The sequence below is a fragment of the Dehalobacter sp. MCB1 genome (genome assembly GCF_003590275.1).
GTDB lineage: Bacteria > Bacillota > Desulfitobacteriia > Desulfitobacteriales > Syntrophobotulaceae > Dehalobacter.
The window spans coordinates 24,896-47,554 of sequence record NZ_LXPC01000009.1 but is presented as its reverse complement, the minus strand read 5'-3'; the positions used below and the strand labels follow the sequence as shown (position 1 = coordinate 47,554).

General features: G+C 45.2%; 21 protein-coding genes, 3 tRNA genes and 1 other annotated feature. Of the genes, 5 read left to right on the top strand and 19 right to left on the bottom strand.

Annotation, left to right across the window (positions count from 1 at the left end; genetic code table 11):
- Nucleotides 1–54: 54 nt before the first annotated feature.
- The 9 genes from rpoC to rpmG all read right to left on the bottom strand — a co-directional run bounded on the left by rpoC (nt 55) and on the right by rpmG (nt 11,193).
- Complete coding sequence (gene rpoC, locus A7K50_RS05660; RefSeq protein WP_020491314.1) at nt 55–3,507, bottom strand: DNA-directed RNA polymerase subunit beta'; 3,453 nt, start codon at nt 3,505–3,507, stop codon at nt 55–57.
- 56 nt (nt 3,508–3,563) lie between these two features.
- Nucleotides 3,564–7,004, bottom strand: coding sequence for a DNA-directed RNA polymerase subunit beta (gene rpoB, locus A7K50_RS05655; RefSeq protein WP_119774974.1), 3,441 nt, complete (start codon nt 7,002–7,004; stop codon nt 3,564–3,566).
- 569 nt (nt 7,005–7,573) lie between these two features.
- A complete protein-coding gene (gene rplL / locus A7K50_RS05650) occupies nt 7,574–7,951 on the bottom strand; it encodes a 50S ribosomal protein L7/L12 (protein ID WP_026156238.1) in 378 nt (125 codons plus the stop codon).
- A gap of 162 nt (nt 7,952–8,113) precedes the next feature.
- Nucleotides 8,114–8,638: a 50S ribosomal protein L10 gene (gene rplJ, locus A7K50_RS05645; protein ID WP_020491317.1), complete on the bottom strand. Its 525-nt coding sequence runs from the start codon at nt 8,636–8,638 to the stop codon at nt 8,114–8,116.
- 148 nt (nt 8,639–8,786) lie between these two features.
- Nucleotides 8,787–8,932, bottom strand: a sequence feature (ribosomal protein L10 leader region).
- Between the two features lie 42 nt (nt 8,933–8,974).
- On the bottom strand, nt 8,975–9,667 hold the full coding sequence (rplA, locus tag A7K50_RS05640) for a 50S ribosomal protein L1 (protein WP_020491318.1): 693 nt from the start codon (nt 9,665–9,667) through the stop codon (nt 8,975–8,977).
- A 57-nt stretch (nt 9,668–9,724) separates the two neighbouring features.
- Nucleotides 9,725–10,147 (bottom strand): 50S ribosomal protein L11, encoded by a 423-nt coding sequence (gene rplK / locus A7K50_RS05635; protein WP_020491319.1) that lies wholly within the window; start codon nt 10,145–10,147, stop codon nt 9,725–9,727.
- A gap of 30 nt (nt 10,148–10,177) precedes the next feature.
- Nucleotides 10,178–10,705, bottom strand: a complete 528-nt coding sequence (gene nusG, locus A7K50_RS05630; protein ID WP_020491320.1) for a transcription termination/antitermination protein NusG — start codon at nt 10,703–10,705, stop codon at nt 10,178–10,180.
- 48 nt (nt 10,706–10,753) lie between these two features.
- The gene (gene secE / locus A7K50_RS05625; protein WP_015043956.1) at nt 10,754–11,005 is read right to left on the bottom strand and encodes a preprotein translocase subunit SecE; all 252 of its coding nucleotides are present in this window, start codon (nt 11,003–11,005) and stop codon (nt 10,754–10,756) included.
- Nucleotides 11,006–11,043: 38 nt separating this feature from the next.
- Nucleotides 11,044–11,193 (bottom strand): 50S ribosomal protein L33, encoded by a 150-nt coding sequence (rpmG, locus tag A7K50_RS05620; protein WP_119774973.1) that lies wholly within the window; start codon nt 11,191–11,193, stop codon nt 11,044–11,046.
- Between the two features lie 233 nt (nt 11,194–11,426).
- Between rpmG and A7K50_RS05615 the strand changes: the two genes are divergently transcribed.
- The gene (locus A7K50_RS05615) at nt 11,427–12,242 is read left to right on the top strand and encodes an amidohydrolase family protein (RefSeq protein ID WP_119774972.1); all 816 of its coding nucleotides are present in this window, start codon (nt 11,427–11,429) and stop codon (nt 12,240–12,242) included.
- Nucleotides 12,243–12,282: 40 nt separating this feature from the next.
- Here A7K50_RS05615 and A7K50_RS05610 read toward each other — a convergent pair whose 3' ends face one another.
- Nucleotides 12,283–13,368 carry an aromatic acid exporter family protein gene (locus A7K50_RS05610; protein WP_119774971.1) on the bottom strand — a complete coding sequence of 362 codons (1,086 nt, stop codon included), beginning with the start codon at nt 13,366–13,368 and terminating at the stop codon, nt 12,283–12,285.
- 138 nt (nt 13,369–13,506) lie between these two features.
- Between A7K50_RS05610 and A7K50_RS05605 the strand changes: the two genes are divergently transcribed.
- The 4 genes from A7K50_RS05605 (at nt 13,507) to A7K50_RS05590 (ending at nt 16,636) form a co-directional block, all read left to right on the top strand.
- Nucleotides 13,507–14,787 (top strand): LysM peptidoglycan-binding domain-containing protein, encoded by a 1,281-nt coding sequence (locus A7K50_RS05605; protein WP_119774970.1) that lies wholly within the window; start codon nt 13,507–13,509, stop codon nt 14,785–14,787.
- An 86-nt stretch (nt 14,788–14,873) separates the two neighbouring features.
- A complete protein-coding gene (tlp, locus tag A7K50_RS05600) occupies nt 14,874–15,098 on the top strand; it encodes a small acid-soluble spore protein Tlp (protein ID WP_119774969.1) in 225 nt (74 codons plus the stop codon).
- Nucleotides 15,099–15,284: 186 nt separating this feature from the next.
- Nucleotides 15,285–16,148 carry a response regulator gene (locus A7K50_RS05595; RefSeq protein WP_243103658.1) on the top strand — a complete coding sequence of 288 codons (864 nt, stop codon included), beginning with the start codon at nt 15,285–15,287 and terminating at the stop codon, nt 16,146–16,148.
- Nucleotides 16,139–16,636 carry a chemotaxis protein CheX gene (locus tag A7K50_RS05590; RefSeq protein WP_020491327.1) on the top strand — a complete coding sequence of 166 codons (498 nt, stop codon included), beginning with the start codon at nt 16,139–16,141 and terminating at the stop codon, nt 16,634–16,636. The genes A7K50_RS05595 and A7K50_RS05590 overlap by 10 nt, the downstream gene beginning before the upstream one ends.
- A gap of 162 nt (nt 16,637–16,798) precedes the next feature.
- Here the strand turns inward: A7K50_RS05590 and A7K50_RS05585 are convergent.
- The 9 genes from A7K50_RS05585 to cysS form a co-directional block, all read right to left on the bottom strand.
- A tRNA-Met gene (locus tag A7K50_RS05585) sits at nt 16,799–16,873 on the bottom strand.
- Between the two features lie 42 nt (nt 16,874–16,915).
- Nucleotides 16,916–16,999 (bottom strand) — tRNA-Tyr (locus A7K50_RS05580).
- Nucleotides 17,000–17,007: 8 nt separating this feature from the next.
- A tRNA-Thr gene (locus tag A7K50_RS05575) sits at nt 17,008–17,083 on the bottom strand.
- A gap of 118 nt (nt 17,084–17,201) precedes the next feature.
- Nucleotides 17,202–17,855: an RNA polymerase sporulation sigma factor SigH gene (gene sigH, locus A7K50_RS05570; RefSeq protein WP_025205203.1), complete on the bottom strand. Its 654-nt coding sequence runs from the start codon at nt 17,853–17,855 to the stop codon at nt 17,202–17,204.
- Nucleotides 17,856–17,990: 135 nt separating this feature from the next.
- On the bottom strand, nt 17,991–18,728 hold the full coding sequence (rlmB, locus tag A7K50_RS05565; protein ID WP_026156241.1) for a 23S rRNA (guanosine(2251)-2'-O)-methyltransferase RlmB: 738 nt from the start codon (nt 18,726–18,728) through the stop codon (nt 17,991–17,993).
- A gap of 26 nt (nt 18,729–18,754) precedes the next feature.
- The gene (locus tag A7K50_RS05560) at nt 18,755–19,243 is read right to left on the bottom strand and encodes a dihydrofolate reductase (protein ID WP_119775057.1); all 489 of its coding nucleotides are present in this window, start codon (nt 19,241–19,243) and stop codon (nt 18,755–18,757) included.
- An 87-nt stretch (nt 19,244–19,330) separates the two neighbouring features.
- On the bottom strand, nt 19,331–20,662 hold the full coding sequence (locus A7K50_RS05555) for an FAD-dependent thymidylate synthase (protein WP_119774968.1): 1,332 nt from the start codon (nt 20,660–20,662) through the stop codon (nt 19,331–19,333).
- On the bottom strand, nt 20,643–21,176 hold the full coding sequence (locus A7K50_RS05550; protein ID WP_119774967.1) for a ribonuclease III domain-containing protein: 534 nt from the start codon (nt 21,174–21,176) through the stop codon (nt 20,643–20,645). The genes A7K50_RS05555 and A7K50_RS05550 overlap by 20 nt, the downstream gene beginning before the upstream one ends.
- 17 nt (nt 21,177–21,193) lie before the next feature.
- Nucleotides 21,194–22,657: a cysteine--tRNA ligase gene (cysS, locus tag A7K50_RS05545; RefSeq protein WP_119774966.1), complete on the bottom strand. Its 1,464-nt coding sequence runs from the start codon at nt 22,655–22,657 to the stop codon at nt 21,194–21,196.
- Nucleotides 22,658–22,659: the final 2 nt, after the last annotated feature.

The window sequence follows — 22,659 nt, the reverse complement described above, 5'->3', positions numbered from 1 at the left end:
TCAGACTATATTATTTTAGCAGTAGCCTATTTCTATGTCAAGAATACAATTGCTCTAGACTTCAGTCCTGGACTGAAGGGCCCCGCCGTCTGTGACTTTCAGGGTGCGGTATTTGGACATCCCGGTACCGGCAGGGATTAGTTTTCCGATAATGACATTCTCTTTCAGGCCGATCAGCGGATCGACTTTTCCTTTAATGGCAGCTTCTGTGAGCACTCTGGTTGTCTCCTGGAAAGATGCTGCCGAGAGGAAGGAGTCGGTAGCCAGCGATGCCTTGGTAATTCCAAGCAGCACCGGACGACATTCAGCAGGTTCTCCGCCTTCCTGCAGGACTTTCTGGTTTTCCTCCTCAAACTCGAAGATATCGATCAGTCCACCGGGTAGAAGGTTGGTGTCTCCGGCTTCTTCTATCTTAACTTTTCTAAGCATCTGCCGGACCATGACCTCGATGTGTTTGTCATTGATATCAACGCCTTGCAGACGGTATACCCGCTGCACTTCTCCGAGCAGGTAAACCTGTACACCGATTATTCCTTTGATCTTCAACGTATCATGGGGATTAACGCTGCCTTCAGTCAATTCATCACCAGGGGAAATGACCTGGCCATTCTTGACTTTAAGGCGGGAACCGTACGGTATCGTATAGACTTCCTGTTCCCCGGCTTCACTCATGACTTCCACTTCTCTGCGGCCTTTGACTTCTTTAATCGTGATTGTGCCGCTGATTTCGGAGATAATCGCTTGGCCTTTAGGCTTGCGTGCTTCAAACAGTTCCTCTACCCTCGGCAAACCCTGGGTAATGTCGTCTCCGGCAACACCACCGGTGTGGAAAGTACGCATCGTAAGTTGGGTTCCAGGCTCACCGATAGACTGGGCAGCAATAATGCCGACTGCTTCGCCGATTTCAACCTGACGTCCGGTGGCAAGGTTTCTGCCATAGCATTTCTTGCAAACGCCGTAACGGGTCTTACAGTTCAGCACGGACCTTATCTCAACTTTGTCATAAACATCAGCAATCGCTTTGGCTTGTTCTTCATTGATTTCGTAATCGGGAGAAGCCAGCAGTTCACCTGTTTCAGGATGATAGATCTCTCTTACCGGGAAGCGTCCTACCAGACGTTCTTCCAGTTTTTCGATCATTTCACCGCCTTCCTTGATGTCTTCGACCATGATGCCTTTATCGGAACCACAATCATTCTCCCGAACAATGACATCCTGGGATACATCGACAAGTCTGCGGGTCAGGTACCCGGAGTCGGCAGTTCTAAGTGCGGTGTCAGCCAAACCTTTGCGCGCACCGTGTGAGGAAATAAAGTACTCTAATACAGTTAGGCCTTCACGGAAGTTGGCTTTAATAGGCAGTTCAATCGTCCGGCCTGACGGGTCAGCCATCAGTCCGCGCATCCCGGCCAACTGACGCAGCTGTTGAATATTACCGCGGGCCCCGGAATTGGCCATCATATAAACCGGATTAAATTTATCCAGTGATTCCATTAACGCTTTCGTTACGGAATCATTTGCTTTAGTCCAGATATCGATAACGAGGCCCTTACGCTCTTCATCTGTAATGAGACCGCGCCGATACTGCAGTTCAGTTTTGGCAACAGCAACATCTGCTTCACCCAGAACGGTCTTCTTTGCTCCAGGAACCTTAATATCATCAATACCGACAGTTACGCCGGCCTGCGTTGAGAACCGGAAACCAAGGTTTTTGATTCCGTCGAGCAGGGAGGCTGTTTTTTCGTAACCGCAAAAACGATAGGTCTTGGCAACAATCTTATCAAGAGATTTCTTGGTGACCATTTCATTAATATAGCCGGCTTCTTTAGGAATTACAGTATTGAAGATCATTCTCCCTACGGTGGTTTCCAAAAGCTCTCCGTCTTTACGGACTTTGATTATCGCCTGGAGATGAATCGCTTTGGAATTATAGGCCAGAACGGCTTCATCATGATCCTTGAATACCTTGCCTTCGCCAAGAGCTCCGGGTCTTTCCATCGTCAGATAGTAACAGCCCAGAACCATGTCCTTGGTCGGTGATGCAACTGGACGGCCGTCCTTCGGGTTAAGGATATTATGTGCGGATAGCATAAGCAGCCGGGCTTCAGACTGAGCTTCAGCGGAAAGCGGCACGTGCACAGCCATCTGGTCACCATCGAAGTCAGCATTGTAAGCCGTACAAACGAGCGGGTGAATCTGCAGAGCCTTACCTTCAACAAGTATAGGCTCAAAAGCCTGAATTCCAAGCCTGTGTAGCGTTGGCGCACGGTTCAGGAGTACAGGATGCTCGGCAATAACCTTTTCCAGGACATCCCAGACCTCCGGCCTTACTCTTTCCACCATTCGTTTGGCGCTTTTAATATTATGGGCATAACCCTCATTAACTAAGTTCTTCATCACAAAAGGCTTAAACAGCTCAATCGCCATCTCTTTCGGCAGACCGCACTGGGAAAGCTTCAGTGTCGGTCCGACAACGATAACAGAACGGCCGGAATAGTCAACACGTTTTCCTAAAAGGTTCTGACGGAATCTTCCCTGCTTGCCTTTTAGCATATCACTCAACGATTTTAGCGGTCTGTTGCCAGGTCCGGTCACAGGCCGTCCGCGGCGGCCATTGTCAATCAGTGCGTCAACAGCTTCCTGAAGCATTCTTTTTTCGTTACGGACAATAATATCCGGAGCGCCAAGATCAAGAAGCTTTTTCAGCCTGTTGTTTCTATTAATAACTCTGCGGTACAGATCATTCAGGTCGGAGGTTGCAAACCTTCCGCCGTCCAACTGAACCATTGGGCGTAGTTCGGGTGGAATAACCGGGATCGCATCAAGAATCATCCATTCCGGACTGTTTCCGGACTGTTTAAATGCTTCGACAACTTCCAGGCGTCTGATCGCCCTGATTTTCCGCTGACCGGACACTTCCTTAAGCTCGGTACGAAGTTCCTCGTTTAGTTTATCTAGATCAATCTCATACAATAATTCCTTGATGGCCTCAGCACCCATCTCTGCCTTGAAGCCACTGCCGTATTTTTCTCTGGCCTCCCGGTATTCTGTCTCGGTAAGAAGTTGCTTTTTCATCAAGGAGGTATCCTTTGGATCAACAACAATATACGCGACAAAATATAGAACTTTTTCCAGCGAACGCGGTGACATGTCCAGCAGAAGCCCCATTCTGCTCGGAATCCCTTTGAAGTACCAGATATGGGAAACTGGCGCCGCCAGCTCAATATGTCCCATTCTCTCGCGGCGGACTTTGGATCTCGTTACTTCAACACCGCATCGGTCACAAATGATACCTTTATAACGGACTCTCTTATATTTACCGCAGTGGCACTCCCAGTCACGGGTAGGGCCAAATATTTTCTCACAGAAAAGGCCTTCTCTTTCGGGCTTTAAGGTACGGTAATTAATGGTTTCAGGTTTTTTTACTTCCCCATAGGACCATTTACGGATCATCTCCGGAGAAGCCAACCCGATACGCATCCTCTCAAAATTATTCACATCAAGCATGGTATTTTCTCCTTTCGCCCATCAACATCAAGCTTTCTCAATCTCAAACGCACATTTTACTTGTAATCCGGATCAAAATCTTCAGACATGTTATCGCTGAAATCATCGTCCAGATCATTAACAAGATCATCACCAAGGTCAGACTCGGGAACACTCAGGATAGGGAAATCTTCAGTTTTGTCATTCAAGTTGTCATCCATATCTTCATCTAATATTTCGTCTTCATTATCATAGCCAATACCGCTTTCGTCATTGGCATCAATCACGGAATACTGATCATCCATTCCCAGTTCATGAGCAACTTCTGTGACGTCATCATCCAGATCCTTAATTTCAATTTCCTGATCTTCTTCTGAAAGTACAGAAACATCAAGTCCAAGGCTCTGCAATTCCTTAATAAGCACCTTAAATGATTCCGGCACGCCCGGTTCAGGGATATTTTCACCTTTGACGATTGCTTCGTAGGTCTTGACCCTGCCTACCACATCATCGGACTTAACGGTAAGTATTTCCTGCAGCGTAAACGATGCGCCATAAGCTTCAAGCGCCCATACTTCCATCTCTCCGAAGCGCTGACCGCCAAATTGTGCTTTACCTCCTAACGGCTGCTGGGTAACCAGCGAGTACGGACCTGTGGAACGGGCATGGATCTTATCATCGACAAGATGGTGGAGTTTTAACATATACATGTAGCCAACAGTAACTTCATTATCAAAAGGCTCACCGGTACGGCCGTCATAAAGAACGGATTTTCCATGTCCAGGAAGCCCGGCCTCTCTCAAGGTGTCAAAGACATCATCTTCTCTGGCTCCGTCAAAAACCGGTGTAGCAATATACATGCCCAGTGCTTTAGCGGCCCAACCAAGATGAGTTTCAAGAACCTGTCCGATATTCATACGGGATGGAACGCCGAGCGGATTCAGAACGATTTCAATCGGCGTGCCGTCCGGCATGAAAGGCATATCCTCCTGGCGCATGATTCTGGAAATAACCCCTTTGTTTCCGTGCCTTCCTGCCATTTTGTCGCCGACGGATATCTTACGTTTCTGAGCAATATAGACTCTTACCAGTTGATTGACCCCAGGGGCCAGTTCATCGCCATTCTCACGCTTAAATACTTTAACATCAACGACTTTTCCCGCCTCGCCGTGCGGAACACGTAAAGAAGTATCCCTGACTTCTCTGGCTTTTTCACCAAAAATTGCCCTTAGCAGGCGTTCCTCAGCCGTAAGCTCTGTTTCCCCTTTTGGAGTAACCTTGCCCACTAAGATATCTCCAGGGCGCACTTCGGCACCAATCCGAATAATACCGCGTTCGTCAAGGTCTTTCAAAACATCTTCTCCGACGTTTGGAATATCTCTCGTAATCTCTTCAGGCCCAAGCTTGGTATCCCGGGCATCCGCTTCGTATTCCTCAATATGAATGGACGTAAAGTAATCTTCTTTAACCAGTTTCTCACTGATCAGAATAGCATCCTCATAGTTGTATCCTTCCCAGGGCATAAACGCTACCAGAACGTTTCGCCCAAGGGCAAGTTCTCCATTATCTGTGGACGGGCCGTCGGCTATTACCTGACCGGCACCGATTCTCTGGCCTTTGACAACAATCGGTTTCTGATTGATACAGGTTCCCTGGTTACTGCGCGTATATTTCAAAAGTCTATTCCGGGTTGTTGTGCCGTCATTGTTTTGAATGATGATCTCATCGGACGTAACTCGTAAAGCAGTTCCTTCTTTCGGAGAAACCAGGCAGACACCGGAATCAACAGCAGCCTTATACTCCATGCCAGTGCCGATATACGGTGCATCTGTTTTAAGTAAAGGTACAGCCTGACGCTGCATGTTGGAACCCATTAGCGCACGGTTGGCATCATCATGCTCGAGGAATGGAATCAAGGCGGTCGCAATCGATACCATCTGCTTCGGCGAAACGTCCATATACTGAATGTTTACCGGAGGGACCAGGACAAAATCTTCACCGTGGCGCGCTTCGATCTTTTCGCTTAAAAACTCCCCATTTTCACCAACAGCGGCATTGGCTTGGGCAATAATGTATTTTTCTTCTTCATCAGCTGTTAGGTAATGAATCTCATCCGTCACCTTGCCGTTTTCTACTTTGCGGTAAGGCGCCTCAATAAAGCCATATTCATTGATGCGACCATACGTGCTGAGTGAACCAATTAAACCAATGTTCGGACCTTCAGGCGTTTCAATCGGACACATCCGGCCATAGTGGGAATGATGCACGTCGCGCACTTCAAATCCAGCTCTCTCTCTGCTTAAACCACCAGGTCCCAGCGCACTGAGACGGCGTTTATGCGTAAGCTCGGCAAGCGGATTGGTCTGGTCCATAAATTGTGATAACTGGCTGCTGCCAAAAAACTCTTTAATTGCAGCCACGACCGGACGTATATTGATCAGCACCTGAGGTGTAATCCCCTCAATGTCCTGAATCGTCATTCTCTCTCTTACCACTCTCTCCATACGGGAGAGACCGATTCTGAACTGATTCTGAAGAAGCTCACCAACCGAACGCAAACGTCTGTTTCCAAGGTGATCAATATCATCAATATGTCCTTCACCATTGATTATTTTAAGCATCCGAGAAATCGATGCGATGATATCCTCAGATGTTAAATGCCGTATGTTCTTGGGAATATCCAAACTCAGTTTGTTGTTCAGCTTATAACGGCCTACTTTTGCCAAATCATATCTTCTAGGATCAAAGAATAAGGATTCCAGAAGACTGCGAGCACTCTCGACCGTAGGTGGTTCTCCTGGACGAAGACGTTTATAGATTTCAACCAGCGCTTCTTCCGTCGATTCCGTATTGTCTCTTTCCAGCGTAATTTTAATGTTCTCATTATCATCGAAGGCTTCGAGGATCCGGCCATTGGTTGAATAGCCAAGGGCTCTGACCAGTACAGTAGCCGGTAGTTTACGGGTTCTGTCAACCCGGACAAAAATATTATCATTAATATCTGTCTCAAATTCCAACCAGGCACCACGGTTCGGAATAATCGTCGCGCCGTAAAGCTTTTTACCGCTGGTGTCAATGGTTTCAGAATAATAAACGCCGGGCGATCTTACCAACTGACTGACAATAACACGTTCCGCACCATTAATAATGAAGGTGCCTTTATCAGTCATCAGGGGAAAGTCCCCCATAAACACTTCCTGCTCTTTAACCTCTCCTGTTTCCTTATTAATAAGGCGTACTTTGACTCTGAGAGGCGCTGCAAACGTAACATCACGTTCTTTACATTCCTCAACCTCATATTTTGGATCGCCGAGGCTGTAGTCTATGAATTCCAAAACCAGATTTCCGGTAAAATCCTGAATTGGGGAAATGTCGCGAAACATTTCGCGCAGTCCTTCCTTCAGAAACCACTCGTAGGAATTCTGTTGAATTTCGATTAAGTTGGGCATATCCAGAACTTCCCGAAGCCTCGCATAACTTGCCCGTTCTCTTGTTCCAACTTTGATAGGATTCACCATGCCGTTTCACCCTTCCAGTGTATTTTCCTGATCGTTCCAACAGAAAACTAGATAATCAAGAAATAATTATAATCGTTTGCGAATACCTTAATACAAATATTCATTAGTATCCAAACACCAAAAAGCAAAGAGCAGATAGGCATAAACAACCAAAAGCAAGGCTTTTTTGGAAAAAACCTCGCTTCAATGTTTATGGAGCTGCCTCACACGAGATGCAATACATCCACACTATTATCTCCCAACTTTATTGGTTTGTCTTAGCTTAAGATCACAGTGACAGTTATTAATCTTAACAAGTATACCGATATTTGTCAAGTGTATATTTTGCTATTTTTTTACTAATTTTCATCCCTGCAACATCTTTTTACCAATAAAGGTTAAATATCTTCTATTATATATTAAATTCCAAAAAGTTAAAGGTATTTAGATATTTTTCAGCTTGGTTCTAGTCAATATTCCATTAGTCGGTCCAGAACGCATTTGGCATCAACGAATACCCGGCGTTAAATAAAAAACTGAACCGGTTTAAGCATGGCCGGTTCAGTCTGCAATACATTTTTCGTTTTAAATTATTTTACGTCTACGCTGGCACCAGCTTCAACAAGTTTAGCTTTGATAGCTTCAGCTTCTTCTTTGGCAATTTTTTCTTTAACAGGTTTCGGTGCGCCGTCAACGAGATCTTTAGCTTCTTTTAAACCAAGACCAGTGATTTCACGGACAACTTTGATGACGTTGATCTTAGCAGCGCCAGCGCTGGTCAAGATAACATCGAATTCTGTTTGCTCTTCAACAACAGGAGCAGCAGCACCAGCTGCCGGAGCAGCCATAACAGCTGCGGGAGCAGCAGCGCTTACCCCAAACTCTTCTTCGAAAGCTTTAACGAGCTCAGCAAGCTCAAGAACGGTCATACCTTTTACGGCTTCTAAAATTTCGGCAGTTTTGGACATTAGAATATCCTCCTTAAAATAATTCACATATTTTTTATTTTTGTTTTGACCAGTCATTAGATCTGTTAACATCCGGTACCGTCCAAACCTTCGTGTCAGATATTGGATAGTCCCAGAGTCTGAGCATGCATCGGGCCTCGGGCATCGAATCCCGTGCCTCGACTATGCCTGGGCTTCTTTAAGTTTACGAACTTCTTCCAAAGCATAACCAAATTTGCGGATAGGCCCTTGCAGAACGTTGACCATTCCTTGAAGTGGACCTTGCATTCCGGCAAGTACCTGGGAAAGAAGAACTTCTCTGGACGGAAGATTTGCAAGATCTTTTACTTTGTCGGCGTCAATGACCTTGCCGTCAAGAACTCCAGCCTTAATGGTCAGGCTCTTGTTTTTCTTGCTAAATTCACTGAGAATTTTCGCAGGAGCAACAGGATCTGTAGAAAAAGCTAAAGCAGTGGGACCTTCCAGAAATTCATCCAAACCGGTAATCCCGATTTCGTCTGCAGCCCGGCGAACCATTGTATTTTTTAATACGCGGTATTCAATACCGGCCTGGCGAAGTTCTACTCTCAAATTGGTTACCTGCGATACCGTCAGACCTCTGTAGTCTGCCAGGATCACTCCGCTTGCACCTTCAAACTTCTGTTTGATATCTTCAACAACTTTTTGCTTCTCTTCAAAATTTGGCATACACACACCTCCTTCCGAACGCATACTGCCGTATGTGTTTCGTTCACCGCTCCTTGCCATCCATGGCTACCACGGCATTAGGCCAGTTGAATATTATTCATCCATGACGTATTCGATACTAGGCACTTCCAGTACCGTCGTCCATTGGCCATTAAATAAAACTTGCCTCTGCTGGACGCAGAGGCAAGATTATTAATGTCTTTCATGTCTTCAAAAGACGATCCTGTCTCCACCTCGGCAGGAAATTAAGCTTAATAAAGCACCTGCTTTCTACAGCGGAAAATTGCTATTATTTTTTTGAATCTTACAGTATATCTCGGCCCTTAAAAAATGTACTCAGACAATCTTTAAAGGATTGATTTTCACTCCTGGTCCCATGGTAGAGGATACCGTTACGCTACGGACATACTGTCCTTTAGCAGCAGCAGGTTTTGCTTTCATGACAACTTCAGCAATGGTTTTGTAGTTGTCTATCAGCTTATCCTGATCAAAAGAAACCTTGCCGATCGGTACATGAATGATACCGGCTTTATCAGCCCTGTATTCCACTTTACCGGCTTTAATTTCTTTAACTGCTCTCTCGACATCAAATGATACAGTTCCGGTCTTTGGGTTCGGCATGAGGCCCTTGGGTCCCAAAAGCTTACCCAGCTTACCGACAGTACCCATCATATCCGGTGTTGCTACAGCAACATCAAAACCAAACCAGCCCTGTTGAATTTTTTCAACCATATCTTCAGCACCGACAAAATCAGCGCCAGCAGCTTCGGCTTCTTTAGCTTTGTCACCCTTGGCAAAAACAAGGACACTTAATGTTTTGCCAGTACCATGAGGAAGAACAACCGCTCCGCGGATCTGCTGATCAGCATGGCGGGTATCAATTCCTAATTTGAAAGCAACTTCAACGGTTTCATCAAATTTTGCCTTGGCATTGTCTTTTACTACGCCAAGAGCTTCGGCAGGCTCAAATAAAGCCTGATTATCAAACGCTTTTAAAGCGTTAAGGTATTTCTTACCTCTTTTTGGCATCTTTCTTTAACCTCCTTGTGGTCTTCGGGCCAAACCCTCCCACATTGTTCAAAGGAATTAAATAATATCAATCCCCATACTGCGTGCAGTCCCTTCGACCATCCGCATTGCAGCTTCAACGCTTGCTGCATTTAAGTCCTTCATCTTTTGCTCAGCAATTTCCCTTACTTGATCCTTGGTCACTTTTGCAACCTTTTGCTTATTCGGAACAGCTGAACCAGACGGAATGTTGGCTGCCTTCTTAAGCAATACGGATGCCGGCGGAGTCTTCAGAACAAAAGTAAAGGAACGGTCTTCATAAATCGTAATCTCTGCAGGAATGATCAGTCCAGCCTGATCCTTCGTTCTTTCATTGTATTCTTTGCAGAAGCCCATGATATTAACACCGTGCTGACCCAAAGCAGGACCAACCGGAGGTGCCGGATTTGCCTTACCTGCGGTGATTGCTAATTTTACCAGTCCAATAACTTTCTTTGCCATAATTACACCTCCTTGCTGTGGAATATCTATTTAGTCAAGCTTTTCCACTTGCCCAAATTCGAGTTCGACCGGCGTCTCTCTCCCAAACATGGAAACAGAGACCCTGACTTTCTGTTTTTCTTCGAGGACTTCTTTTACAACACCAATAAAGTCTTTGAACGGACCAGCAATGACCCGAACAGACTGCCCGACAACAACGTCGATCTTGGTGCGGATTTTCTCGAGTCCCATTTGGCGCAAAATAACAGCGACCTCATGATCCAGAAGCGGAATCGGTTTGCTGCCGCTTCCTACAAACCCGGTTACCCCAGGCGTATTGCGGACCACATACCACGAGTCGTCAGTCATGTCCATTTCTACCAAAACGTAACCTGGAAATACCTTGCGTTTGGAGATTTTTTTCTTACCGTTTTTTATTTCGATCTCATCTTCCATAGGAACTAAAACGCGAAAGATTTTATCCTCCATATTCATGGATTCCACGCGTTTTTCCAGATTTGTTTTCACCTTGTTCTCATATCCGGAATAAGTGTGAATAACATACCAGTTCTTCGTCATTAACCGAAAGCCTCCTAAGAAAGATTCATCCAATTGTCAAGTGAATTGTTAAATGCCAAGCAGATTGGTCATTGCGTACGTTAGCCCGCTGTCTACAATCCAAATCAACAAAGCAACAATTGCCACAGAAACAAGCACGACACCTGTATAGGTCAGCAACGTCTGACGTGTCGGCCAGTGCACTTTTTTCAACTCAAGTCCAACTTCACGAAAAAAAGCAAACCGTTTTCCGGGGTTCTTAAACCTATTAAGAAAGCCGCCTTTTGCACCTGTGGTATCTGCTTTCTTTGCCACTGCCATATCTTCACATCCTTAACGGAATATTCTTCCGGGTCGTACTATTTTGTTTCCTTATGAACAGTATGAGCCTTACAAGTTTTACAGTATTTTTTGATTTCAATACGATCTGGGTCATTTTTCTTATTCTTATTGGACTGATAATTTCTGTTTTTGCACTCTGTACAAGCCAATGTGATTGCAACACGCATTCGGAACACCCCCCCGGCAATGGCATTAAACTGCATATTTTACAAGTCGCACAGAATAATTTAACACAATAATAAAGTCTTTGTCAAGGAAGATTACTTTGTATGTCACAAATAAACTGTGAAATCCTCTTGCCAAAATAGGCAGAACGAATTAGGATTGTATTATTGTCGATATTTATTCATTATATCATAACTGTGTTTAGAAAATAAAAAAAGAATTAGAGGTCTGTTTTATGTCCAATCCAGATTACCCAAACATTTTTGATGCCCATGCCCATATTTTCCCACAAAAAGTAGCTTCCAGGGCAGTAGATTCCATCCTGTCCTTCTACGACGAACTTATACAAGATATGGAGCCGGGAAAAGGAACCGCCTCCGATCTGATCGCTTCCGGTGCAGGCGTCGGGATCAACCGCTTTTTAATTTCCTCAACCGCTACGAGAACAGAACAAGTCGAGTCAATCAACGATTTCATTGCCGGTGTTTGCACCGATCCGCAGTTTGTCGGCTTCGGCACCATGCATCCTGAATTTCCTAATCCTCAACTGGAAATCGAGCGAATACTTTCACTCAGTTTAAAAGGCCTGAAGCTTCACCCTGATTTTCAGGAATATAACATCGACGATCCATCTTTGTTTCCTATATATGAGGCAGCCGAGGGCAAATTACCGATCCTTTTTCATATTGGGGATATTCGGACTGACTACTCTCATCCACACAGACTTGCTCACATTTTGGAAATGTTTCCTGATCTAGTGGTCATTGCAGCCCATCTGGGCGGCTGGAGTTTGTGGGATGATTTTGACCACAGCCTGTTTGAGCGAAATGTCTACATCGACACGTCCAGCTCTCTGATGTTAATAGAAAAAGAAACAGCTGTTGATATTATTCGCTCCCATGGCATTGATAAAGTACTGTTTGGCACGGATTACCCAATGTGGTCACCCGAATCCGAACTTGAGCGTTTCTTATCACTTGGCCTGACGAAAGAGGAAAACCAGAAAATCCTCTGGGAAAACGGCAGAAAACTGTTTGGCCTGCAGCCGTGAACCCTACAATACTATGAAATCAAGCTGCATCTAGTCTTCTTTATATACTCGCTTCCGTCTCCAGATTCAGCAGCCGGGAGGATTCCTTCGCAAACCAGCGAATGCTGTAGGTGACAACAGACAATTCAATCAGCGCATGATAGTAAAAACTTGTTGAGGGCATATTCTCCTGCCATTCATTCAAAATAGCGTGCAGTTTGCTCCAGACACGCAATTCGGGAAACTGAGCTGCCTCTTCTCCCTTGACCTTTTTCTGAAGCTGCAAATTGTAGCTTGTCGCACTGAACATCACATTGTGCAGCATTTCAAAAACATGCTCAAATTCAGGACTCACCGCCGGATCATTTGCTTCCTCCCGGCGGGTTTTTCGTTCTGCGGCAAGAAAAAGTAAATCCTGTGATCTTTGCCAGAGGCCCCGGCTGTAATTTAAATATTCCTTATATAATGGTTTACGGGCCTTGGGGTTTTTCTTGTTATTGCCAAACCACAAGACGTTCCACTCTTTGCGGTATAAATCATATAAATTCTCAGCTTCCTGAAACAAGCTGTTGAATTCCGCTTTATTCTTATGCATTTCTTCTTCCGAAGCCAGATTCAGGTATAAATACCGGTTCACTGCATCGACAAACATCCGGACAGCAAAATTATTCAGTTCAATCAGTTTATCCTCAAGCACTTTTTGGTGACGCGGAGGTGCGATCGTCAAATTGATCACATTGGCTGTCACCAGTCCGATAAGGATGGCCAGCGACCTTGAAACGGCATGGGATAAAAACTGTTCCTGTGGAGAAGCCAGGATAAAAATAGCTGAAATGACCGCCAGTACGATCTGGTTCGGCACTTTAATCACTGTCGTAAATATGATGATCAGAACAATCGTGGCAAGTGCCATACTCAGAAACTGCAGCGGTATGGCCAGTCCGATCGCTACAGCCACAATAATTGCAATGATGTTTACTATAATTTCTTCCAGCGCATTTCGAAAACTTCTTCCGAGTGATTGCTGCATACAAACCACTGCAGATGTCGCAGCAAACAAAGATGGTTCAATATCCAAAAGGATACAGATATAAACACTGACGGCCACGGCTAGACCTGTCTTTAACGTTCTGGCTCCGATATTCATTCCACAGCTCCTTAAGGTTTTATTCTTTATTTATTTCTATTGTCTTATGATAACATAATCTGTCCCGGATAATAAACCCGCACCCTAAACACTTCTTTTTTCTCTGAAGCATACAGTATGAAAAAGGAAGTGTGTTTCTTGAAAATTCATGTTGTAAGCTCAGGACAGAGCATCTATTCCATTGCTCGCAAATACGGGGTCTCACCCCAGAAAATGATTGCGGATAATGAACTGACCAATCCCAACCAGCTGGTTGTCGGGCAGACGGTGGTCATTCTGGAAAGTAGCGGAACACATACGGTTGCCGCCGGTGAGTCTCTTTATCTGATTGCCCAAAAACACGGTGTAACTGTGAATGCGTTACTCGCCGCCAATCCTCGGATAACAGATCCGAGCCGTATCTATGCCGGTCAGACTATTGCGATTCCGGCAGCATCTGCCAGCTATGGAACGATAGAAGTGAACGGGTATGCCTTTCCGAATATTAACAGAGACATCCTCCGAAAAAGTCTTCGCCATCTTACATATCTTAGTATCTTTAGTTACCAGGTCAACGCGGACGGTACCCTGAATACGATTCCGGATGAACCACTGATCCAGGCAGCGAGAGAAGCCCGGACAGCTCCACTAATGGTCATCACAAATATCCAGCAGGGTGGAAGCTTCAACAGTACGCTGGCCAGATCCATCCTGACAAATCAGACTGCTCAGAATACTTTAATCAGTCAAGTTATCAGAACGCTGAGAGAAAAAAACTATTACGGCCTCGATATTGATTTTGAATACATCTACCCATCCGACCGGGAAAACTATAACAACTTTCTCCGAAGAATCGTCAATACGCTCCGCCCTTTAGGCTATCCTGTGACGACAGCTCTCGCCCCTAAACTGAGTGCCGACCAAAAAGGTCTGCTATACGAAGCCCACGACTATCCTGTCCACGGGGCTCTGGCCAACCACGTCATCCTAATGACCTATGAATGGGGTTACACCTACAGCCCGCCCAAAGCAATTGCTCCTGTAAATGAAGTACGCAAAGTATTGACCTATGCGGTGTCGGCTATTCCGAGACAGAAAATCTTTATGGGTATCCCCAATTATGGCTATGACTGGACCCTTCCATACGTTTCCGGTACTGCCGCCAGAACAGTCTCTAACAGCGGGGCGGTAGATCTGGCCAGAACTGAAAAGACAGCAATCCAGTATAATTCAACAGCACAGTCTCCGTATTTCACCTACTACGATGATTCCGGCAAAAAGCACGAAGTATGGTTTGAAGATGCCCGAAGCATCTATGCCAAACTGTCCCTGGCCAAAGAATTTCGAATTGGGGGCATAAGCTATTGGACAATTGGAAGATATTTTCCACAGAACTGGCTTGTTTTAAGATCTTTATACAATATAAAGAAACTGCTTTAAATTTTTATAGTATAAGACTTGTTCACTCCTCAAACAATATACTGAGACAAATTATTTAAGTGCAGACCAAAGGAGGAACAGTATTAATGAAACACAATCCGGATGACCGCAGAGATAATGTCGACAGAATCCAGAAAAATATTAATCACACCATCCAGAATATGGAGCTTGCTGATGAAATGATTGCGAGAACTAATGATCCAAAAAGTAAGAAAGATTTAAAAGAAAAGAATGATCGAAGGCGTGATGCGTTAAACGGAATGAGGGCGGAAATCCGGGACGAAGCCCTGGATAAAAAAAAGCAAGTATAGAATGATCCAAAAAATAGTGGCCAGGCAATAGCCTGGCTTTGTTTTCGAATTTAACCAATTAAATCTTTTTTTATTTATTGAGAACCCATTTGATGATAGCAATCCCAAAAATTACTTGCTATAATTTAGAGTGCATATTGACTAATACCTTGGTGTACTACATCGGATGGGGGTAATACCGGAAAAATGAGTTCAATAAAAGTGATGGTCGTTGACGACTCTCTGTTTTCAAGAACGTTTATTATGGAAATACTTCGCGACAGTGGCTTGGAAGTCGTCGGGGAAGCCGATTCTTACGACAGCTTAATCGAAACATATGAACGGTGCAAACCCGATGTAGTAACGATGGATATTGTTATGCCTGATATAGACGGATTTGAGTGCAGCCGTGCTCTTTTTGTAAAAGACCCCAATGCAAAGATTATTCTTGTCAGTTCGATGAAGGACGAAGAATCGGAAGCTGAAGCGCGCCGCATCGGGATTTCCGGATACATTCAAAAACCTGTTGACGGCGACTACCTGGTTCAGATGATTAACAACGTTATGGTGCCGGATATTCATTATGACCATCTGCTCGCATATGGTCTGGAAACCTTTAAGGAATCTATGACCCAGAATATTGCCCGAATGACCAAATCACCCGTTTCTTTTGCTTCATACGAAAATTTTGAAGACCATTACTTTTCCCAGGGAATTACAGCTGTTATCGGGCTGATCGGCCGCCACTCCGGATCTATGATCTTAGATATATCGATGGAAACTGCGGAAAAGGTTGTTGAGATAATCCTGAAACGCGCTCATAGAAACCGTGAAGAGGTGTTGGCCATGGTTGCCGAACTGGCCAACATTATTGCCGGGATTGCCTGCTCGATGCTGAATAAATCCGATAAAACCTATAGTCTGAGCGTTTCTCCCCCCAGTCTTTTTTACGGTACCGCAACTGAAATTATGAGTCCAAATCTTAAAATGGATGCTGTGAAGGCAGAAACTAACTTTGGGAATATTTTCCTGGGTGTGGGTTTTAAGAAAGGGTCGAGTATATGGATGTAAGTATTATTAATCCTCTTCTGACTGCTTTTACAGAAATTCTGCCTCAGCTCGGCTTCCAGTCGGTCGAACGGCGCAAGGTGTCCAAAATTGAAGCAGCCTTTCAGTATAATGGCATTCTTCTGAACATCTCACTTTTCGGAACAGTGAAAGGCGCGATCCTGTTCGGGATGAATGTTGAAGCTGCTAATAAGTTTGCATCAAAAATGATGATGGGCGTGCCGGTGACTGAACTGGATGCCATAGCCAAAAGCGCGATTTCCGAGATGGGGAATATAATCTGCGCGAATACCTGCACGCAGTTTACGAAAATTGGCATTACCGATCTGGATATTTCACCTCCGACCCTCATGATCAGTGAAAACGGTGAGGCAACCCTACCCGTGCCGAAATCAATTGTCGTAAATTTCCTGATTGATGATATTGAACTGAATGCCTACGTAAGCCTGATAAACAGTTGGAGTTCATCTGGCATAAAGGAAATCAAGTAAATATTGGGGAGATATTAGTCTGGGTTTTAAGTAGAATTCATCGAAGCTATGCTGGAGTTTATTCAGGAGAGATGCCTGAGTATACATAGCGGGCTTTGACTTTAATGGTTTATACGATACACAAAAGCCTTAGACACTTGTCTAAGGCTTTTTTAATTTCATTGGTTGCGGGGGCCGGATTTGAACCGACGACCTTCGGGTTATGAGCCCGACGAGCTACCACTGCTCCACCCCGCGATGTTAAAAAAACGTTCCAGCTCGATATCTCCAATTATAGAATGGTGGGCAGGGATGGATTCGAACCACCGTACCTTTCGGAACAGATTTACAGTCTGCCGCCTTTAACCACTCGGCCACCTACCCATTTCAATTGGAGCCGACGATGGGACTCGAACCCGCAACCTGCTGATTACAAATCAGCTGCTCTACCAATTGAGCTACATCGGCATTAGACACCAACGTATTGTATCAAAGATTACGGCTACTTGTCAACAATAAAAGTCAATTTTCTTCTGGAAAGATTTACAAAACGGAGTACCTGATTTTATTCATATTATATGGGATTTTAGGCCCCTCTGTGCTCCAGATACCTTTCCAACTTTCGCTTGACCCGCTGCAGTGCATTGTCAATGGATTTGACATGCCTGTCAAGATCAACGGCAATCTCCTGATAAGATTTGCCTTCAAGATAGGACATCAGCACTTCCCATTCGAGCGAACTTAAAATTTCGCCCATTTTTTCTTCAATATCGTCAAATTCTTCCCTGCTGATGATCAGTTCCTCGGGATCCGTGATTTTATTTCCAGAAATAACATCCAAGAGTGTCCTGTCGGAATCCTCATCGTAAATAGGTTTGTTTAGCGATACGTACGAATTGAGCGGAATATGTTTTTGTCTGGTAGCCGTCTTGATCGCTGTAATGATCTGCCGAGTTATGCACAACTCGGCAAATGCTCTGAAAGAGGAAAGCTTGTCCCCACGGAAGTCACGAATTGCTTTATACAGCCCAATCATGCCTTCTTGAATAATATCTTCTCTATCTGCGCCGATCAAAAAATACGATCTGGCTTTTGCCCTGACAAAATTCTTGTACTTATTGATTAAGTACTCCTGAGCTTCTGCGTCACCGATCTTTGCTAACTCAACTAGTTCCTCATCCGCTATGTATTCATTAGCCTCGAATTCTTCTGGAATCTCTGTCTGGATACTGTAAGTCAAGTCCATCCCTCCCGAAACCGATTCACGAAGGTAACGCTGAAGCGTCCATTATATGCTTATAACAAAACAATTATACCTGAAATGCACAAATAGCGTCAAGATGAAGATTGGCGGGATATGGCGGGATATGGCGGATTAAGTCTGATTTCTCTGTCTCCGGACCTCATACATGATGATAGACCCGGCTACGCTGGCATTTAAAGATGAAATTCTGCCACACATTGGCAAGGATATAATTTCATCGCAGGTTTCTCGGATCAGTCTCCCGAGTCCCTTATCCTCTCCGCCAATGACGATGACCCTTGACCCTTTCAGTTCCGCCTGATAGATATCTTTGCCGCCTGCTTCCGCACCGGATACCCAGCAGCCCTCTTCTTTGAGATATTTAAGTGTCTGGACAAGGTTACTTACTCTGGCCACAGGCACATATTCCACAGCTCCGGCCGACGTTCTGCCGACAGCTGGTGTGAGCGCGGCACTTCTTCTTTTGGGAATGATAACCCCATGAACACCCGCTGCATCGGCAGTTCGAAGAAGGGCTCCTAGATTATGCGGATCCTCGATCTCATCCAGAACAAGGATAAATGGATCTTCCCCTCTTTGCCTTGCTATCTCCAAAATATCGGATGGTTCTGCATATTCTTTGGCAGCAGCAAATGCCACCACTCCTTGATGCTTTTCTCCGGCAGTATATTTGTCCAGGACAGTATTTTCCACAAATTGATACGGTATGCCGCGTGTTTTAAGCAGATGCAGGATGTCCGAATTTCTTCCCGGCCCCTTTTCATTTTTGACCAGCACTTTATTTACCGGATTCCCGGATTTGATCAGTTCGGTCACAGCGTTGCGTCCGCACACAATATTTTCTTCCAAAGCCGGTTTCTCCTTTCAAACGACAATCACTTTCTTACATATTTTACAACACTGTACTGAATGTCATTATAAGTATGCAATTCACCTTCGGACTCAACTCTCCAGTTGTCATCTTCGTCGACATTTCTAAAATGCCTATCCGCAGGGAATGTGTGCCTGATTTTTGTCACATACAGTTCATCCAAATAGGGCATGAGCAGCTGAAAAAGCGATTCTCCGCCGATCACACAGATATCGTCCGAAGGGTATTTTTTTAACTCCTGAAGCAGGTCATCCAGAGAGTGACAGCTAATAACTCTATTATCCCGGAAATCCCTGTTTGTACTCAAGACGATATTGGTTCTGTCCTTCAAGGGTTCTTTTCCTGGCAATGATTCATAGGTTCCTCTGCCCATGACCACAACCTTGCCGACAGTCATCTGCTTAAAAAACTTCATATCTTGCGGGATTTTCAGCAACAGGTTTCCTTTATAACCGATACCCCAGTTTTGATCTACCGAAACAACCGCTTTCATCCGTAACCCCCGTCCAACATTTTTCCCGACGCCGCGCGGGTAAATAATCTGCAGATAACAGACTCCTGTAGCAGTACACAACTGTTATTATTTCCTGAAATCAAACAGCTCTCTTACTTCCTGCTGTCTGCCGCACGTCATCTTCCCTTCATGGCATTTGCTGACCAGACAGGGCGGCAGCGCTTTTTCATAGAGTACATCGGATAATTCTCTGAGGATTTTCAGTTTCTTGACAGCGAGCTTTCTGATTTCCCACTGGGCATTCATACAGGTCCTTTCCGAGAGCATCTGATTGTCTATCCTTGCATTCGTGGACATGATCATTTTTATAAGCTGGCAGTTCAGAATAAATGGCATAGCTTTACCCAACCCAAATTTTTGATAAATCTCCCTGGAAAATGTCCGATAGGCTTCCGTTAGATCCAAGAACTCCTCCAAAAATGGGGAATTACAAATGCTATCCGGAATAATTACTGGTCTTTTCATGTCGCTGAAAAGGTTACTGAAATCTTCCCGGAACATTTCCGGCAGACGGTGACGGATCTGCTGGTGATACGTCACCAGGGAACACATCATCCCAAAAGTGGTCCGGGACTGTTCGGCAATGCTTTCATGCCCGTAACCAAGTACCCTCCGGACAATTTCTTTCGCCTTGACCGGAGCTTCTTCCCCCCAGGATAGTAAAACTTCGGAAGACGCCCTGCTTTGGGTGCTGGTCAGAGCGCCCAGGCCAGCCTTAATGTCCGGTTCCTGATAACCGGACATTAAGATGAGATCATCTTCGGGATTGATCCTCGCCAAATCTGTCCGATAGAAGTCTTCAATGATTGCTGATTCCTCCGTACTGTCATAGCCACAGGGGAACAGTGCGCGTAATTCAACTGGAAGAAAAGCTTCCAGCTCATTTTTCAAAGTGTCGAATATCCCTTCATATCTCCTGTCATTGAATAAAAGAAAGAACTCCCACAGTTTATCTCCGGACATCGAAACGGATAGATTCGTCTTTGCCGCAAGCGGCAGGATATAGCGGGCATCTTCGATCGGAATCGCGTAAAGGTAATGCTCGGGCTTAGGTCTCCCTTTAAATCCGCCTTCCTTCAGTGCACACATTCTGGTATACAGATCTAATGCCTGCTGCCCAAGTTCCCAGGCTCTGTGGCAATCTTCAGGCGGCAGGTCGGGAAAAGCAAACGCGTCCTGATCAAATGCCACATATCTTTGACTTTGTTGGACATAGGATGCTTTCAGCTCACAGAGCAACATACTCTGAACCCGATTGATGCCTTCGGCAACAAAGAATATATTGGCTGTTTTCAAAATTTTCTTTAGTTCCGTGCCGGATATTCCGCTTAAATGATTTCGTTTAATCCAGTCTGCAACCCGGTCCAGTCCGGTATGTTCAAAATTCGTGATCTTCATGCTCTGACTCCCCCCGTTTTCCAGTTTCTTCGGGTAAAGTGTCTCTTTCTGTTTTCTTGTTATTTTCTGTCGCCATTGTCTCAAGAATCCCGTCTATGCTGTTTAGAACCGCGCTCATCCGCGTATTTTGGCCAGTAATATGCCAGTAGCCGATAAGTGCTTCGAAGGCTGTAGAATGCCTGTAGGTGACAACATCAATACTGCGCGGATAGTGGCCCTTCGCATTACGCCCCCTCAGAACAACCTCCGTCTCCGTTTCATCCAGTTCGTTCATGAGATGCCTCAAAATACCTGCTTGCGTTTTGGCCTGTACATAGAAAATAGCCCGCTTATGCATGAGTTGTACCTTGGCAATGTCCTGCTCCAGAAGATGCTTGCGCACCCATAATTCGTAAACGGCGTCACCTATATAGGCGAGCAGCAGGATATTAATATCCTGCCACCGCTTATTGATTTGTACCGACCAAATATCCGGCATGTCGTTATCCTGTTCAGGTTCGTTATGCTTAGGCAAATGTTATCATCCCTTAACTATTTCAAATACCAACGGGCACCCTCGGGGGTATCTTCAATCACAATCCCGATGTCTTTAATCCTGTCCCTGATGAGATCCGCAGTCGTCCAGTCTTTGTTCTTACGGGCATTGGCTCTGATCTCCATCACAAGCTCCATGACCTGGGCCAATTTTCCGGAATCCTCCTGTGAGGCTTCGGCCTCAACCTCCAGATCAAATCCAAGTATCCCAGCCAGCTCGATCAAAGTCCGTGCTGCTTCAGCTAAAGATTCAGTCTCTATAGAACCTTTGGCAAGATACGTATTAATTCCTTTGGCCAACTCGAATAAAGCTGCATAAGCCTGGGCCGAATTAAAATCATCGTCCATAGCCTGTTCGAAAGCATTCCTAGCTTCCAGGCAGACCCCAGCCATTTCATTGTCCGCCTTCAGATCCGGGTTTCCAGTAATCATACCGAACGACCTACCCTCTTTACCCAGTGCTTTGCCCAACGCCTCTTTGGCCAGACGCACGCTGTTTTTCAGACGGTCCAATCCTTTAGAGGCCATGACTAGCTTCTCATCATCAAAATCCAGCGGACTGCGGTAGTGTGTTCCGAGCAGATAAAAACGGATAACATCTCCCGGGAATTTTTCGGTAACATCTCTGACCAGAAAGAAATTCCCCAGCGATTTGGACATTTTCTCCTGATTAATAGTAATAAACGCATTATGCATCCAGTACCGAGCAAACTGTTGGCCCTCCAGACAGCCTTCGGACTGCGCAATTTCATTCTCATGATGCGGAAAAACCAGGTCGCCTCCGCCCCCATGAATATCAAACCCAGGACCGAGGTATTTCAAGGACATCGCTGAACATTCAATATGCCAGCCGGGCCTTCCTTTACCCCAAGGACTTTCCCAGAAAGGTTCACCCGCTTTGGCTTTTTTCCATAGTGCAAAATCCATCGGGTTATGCTTCTTGTCATCCACCTCTACACGCGCCCCGGCCTGCATATCTTCAAGGGTCCGGCCGGACAGCTTACCGTATCCCGGGAATTTGTCCACAGCAAAATAAACATCTCCGTCAATATGATAGGCTAAGCCCTTTTCCTCCAGCCTGCGGATAATATCAATCATCTCCGGGATATGTTCCGTGGCTTTCGGATGAATATCGGCAGGAAGAATATTCAAAGCCTTGGCATCCGTAAAGTACTCATTAATATATTTACCGGCTAGTGCTATCGGGTCACAACCTTCTTCAGCGGCGCGGTTAATGATTTTATCATCAACGTCGGTGAAATTTTGGACATACGTGACGACAAATCCTTTATGGATCAGGTAGCGCCTGACCATATCGAAAACCACCAGCATCCGGGCATTTCCCAAATGAAAATAATTATACGTCGTTGGGCCGCAGGCGTACATTGAAGCCTTTCCCAGTTCCCTCGGCACAAACTCTTCTTTGCGACGCGTAAGTGTATTATACAGTCTGATCGCCATCA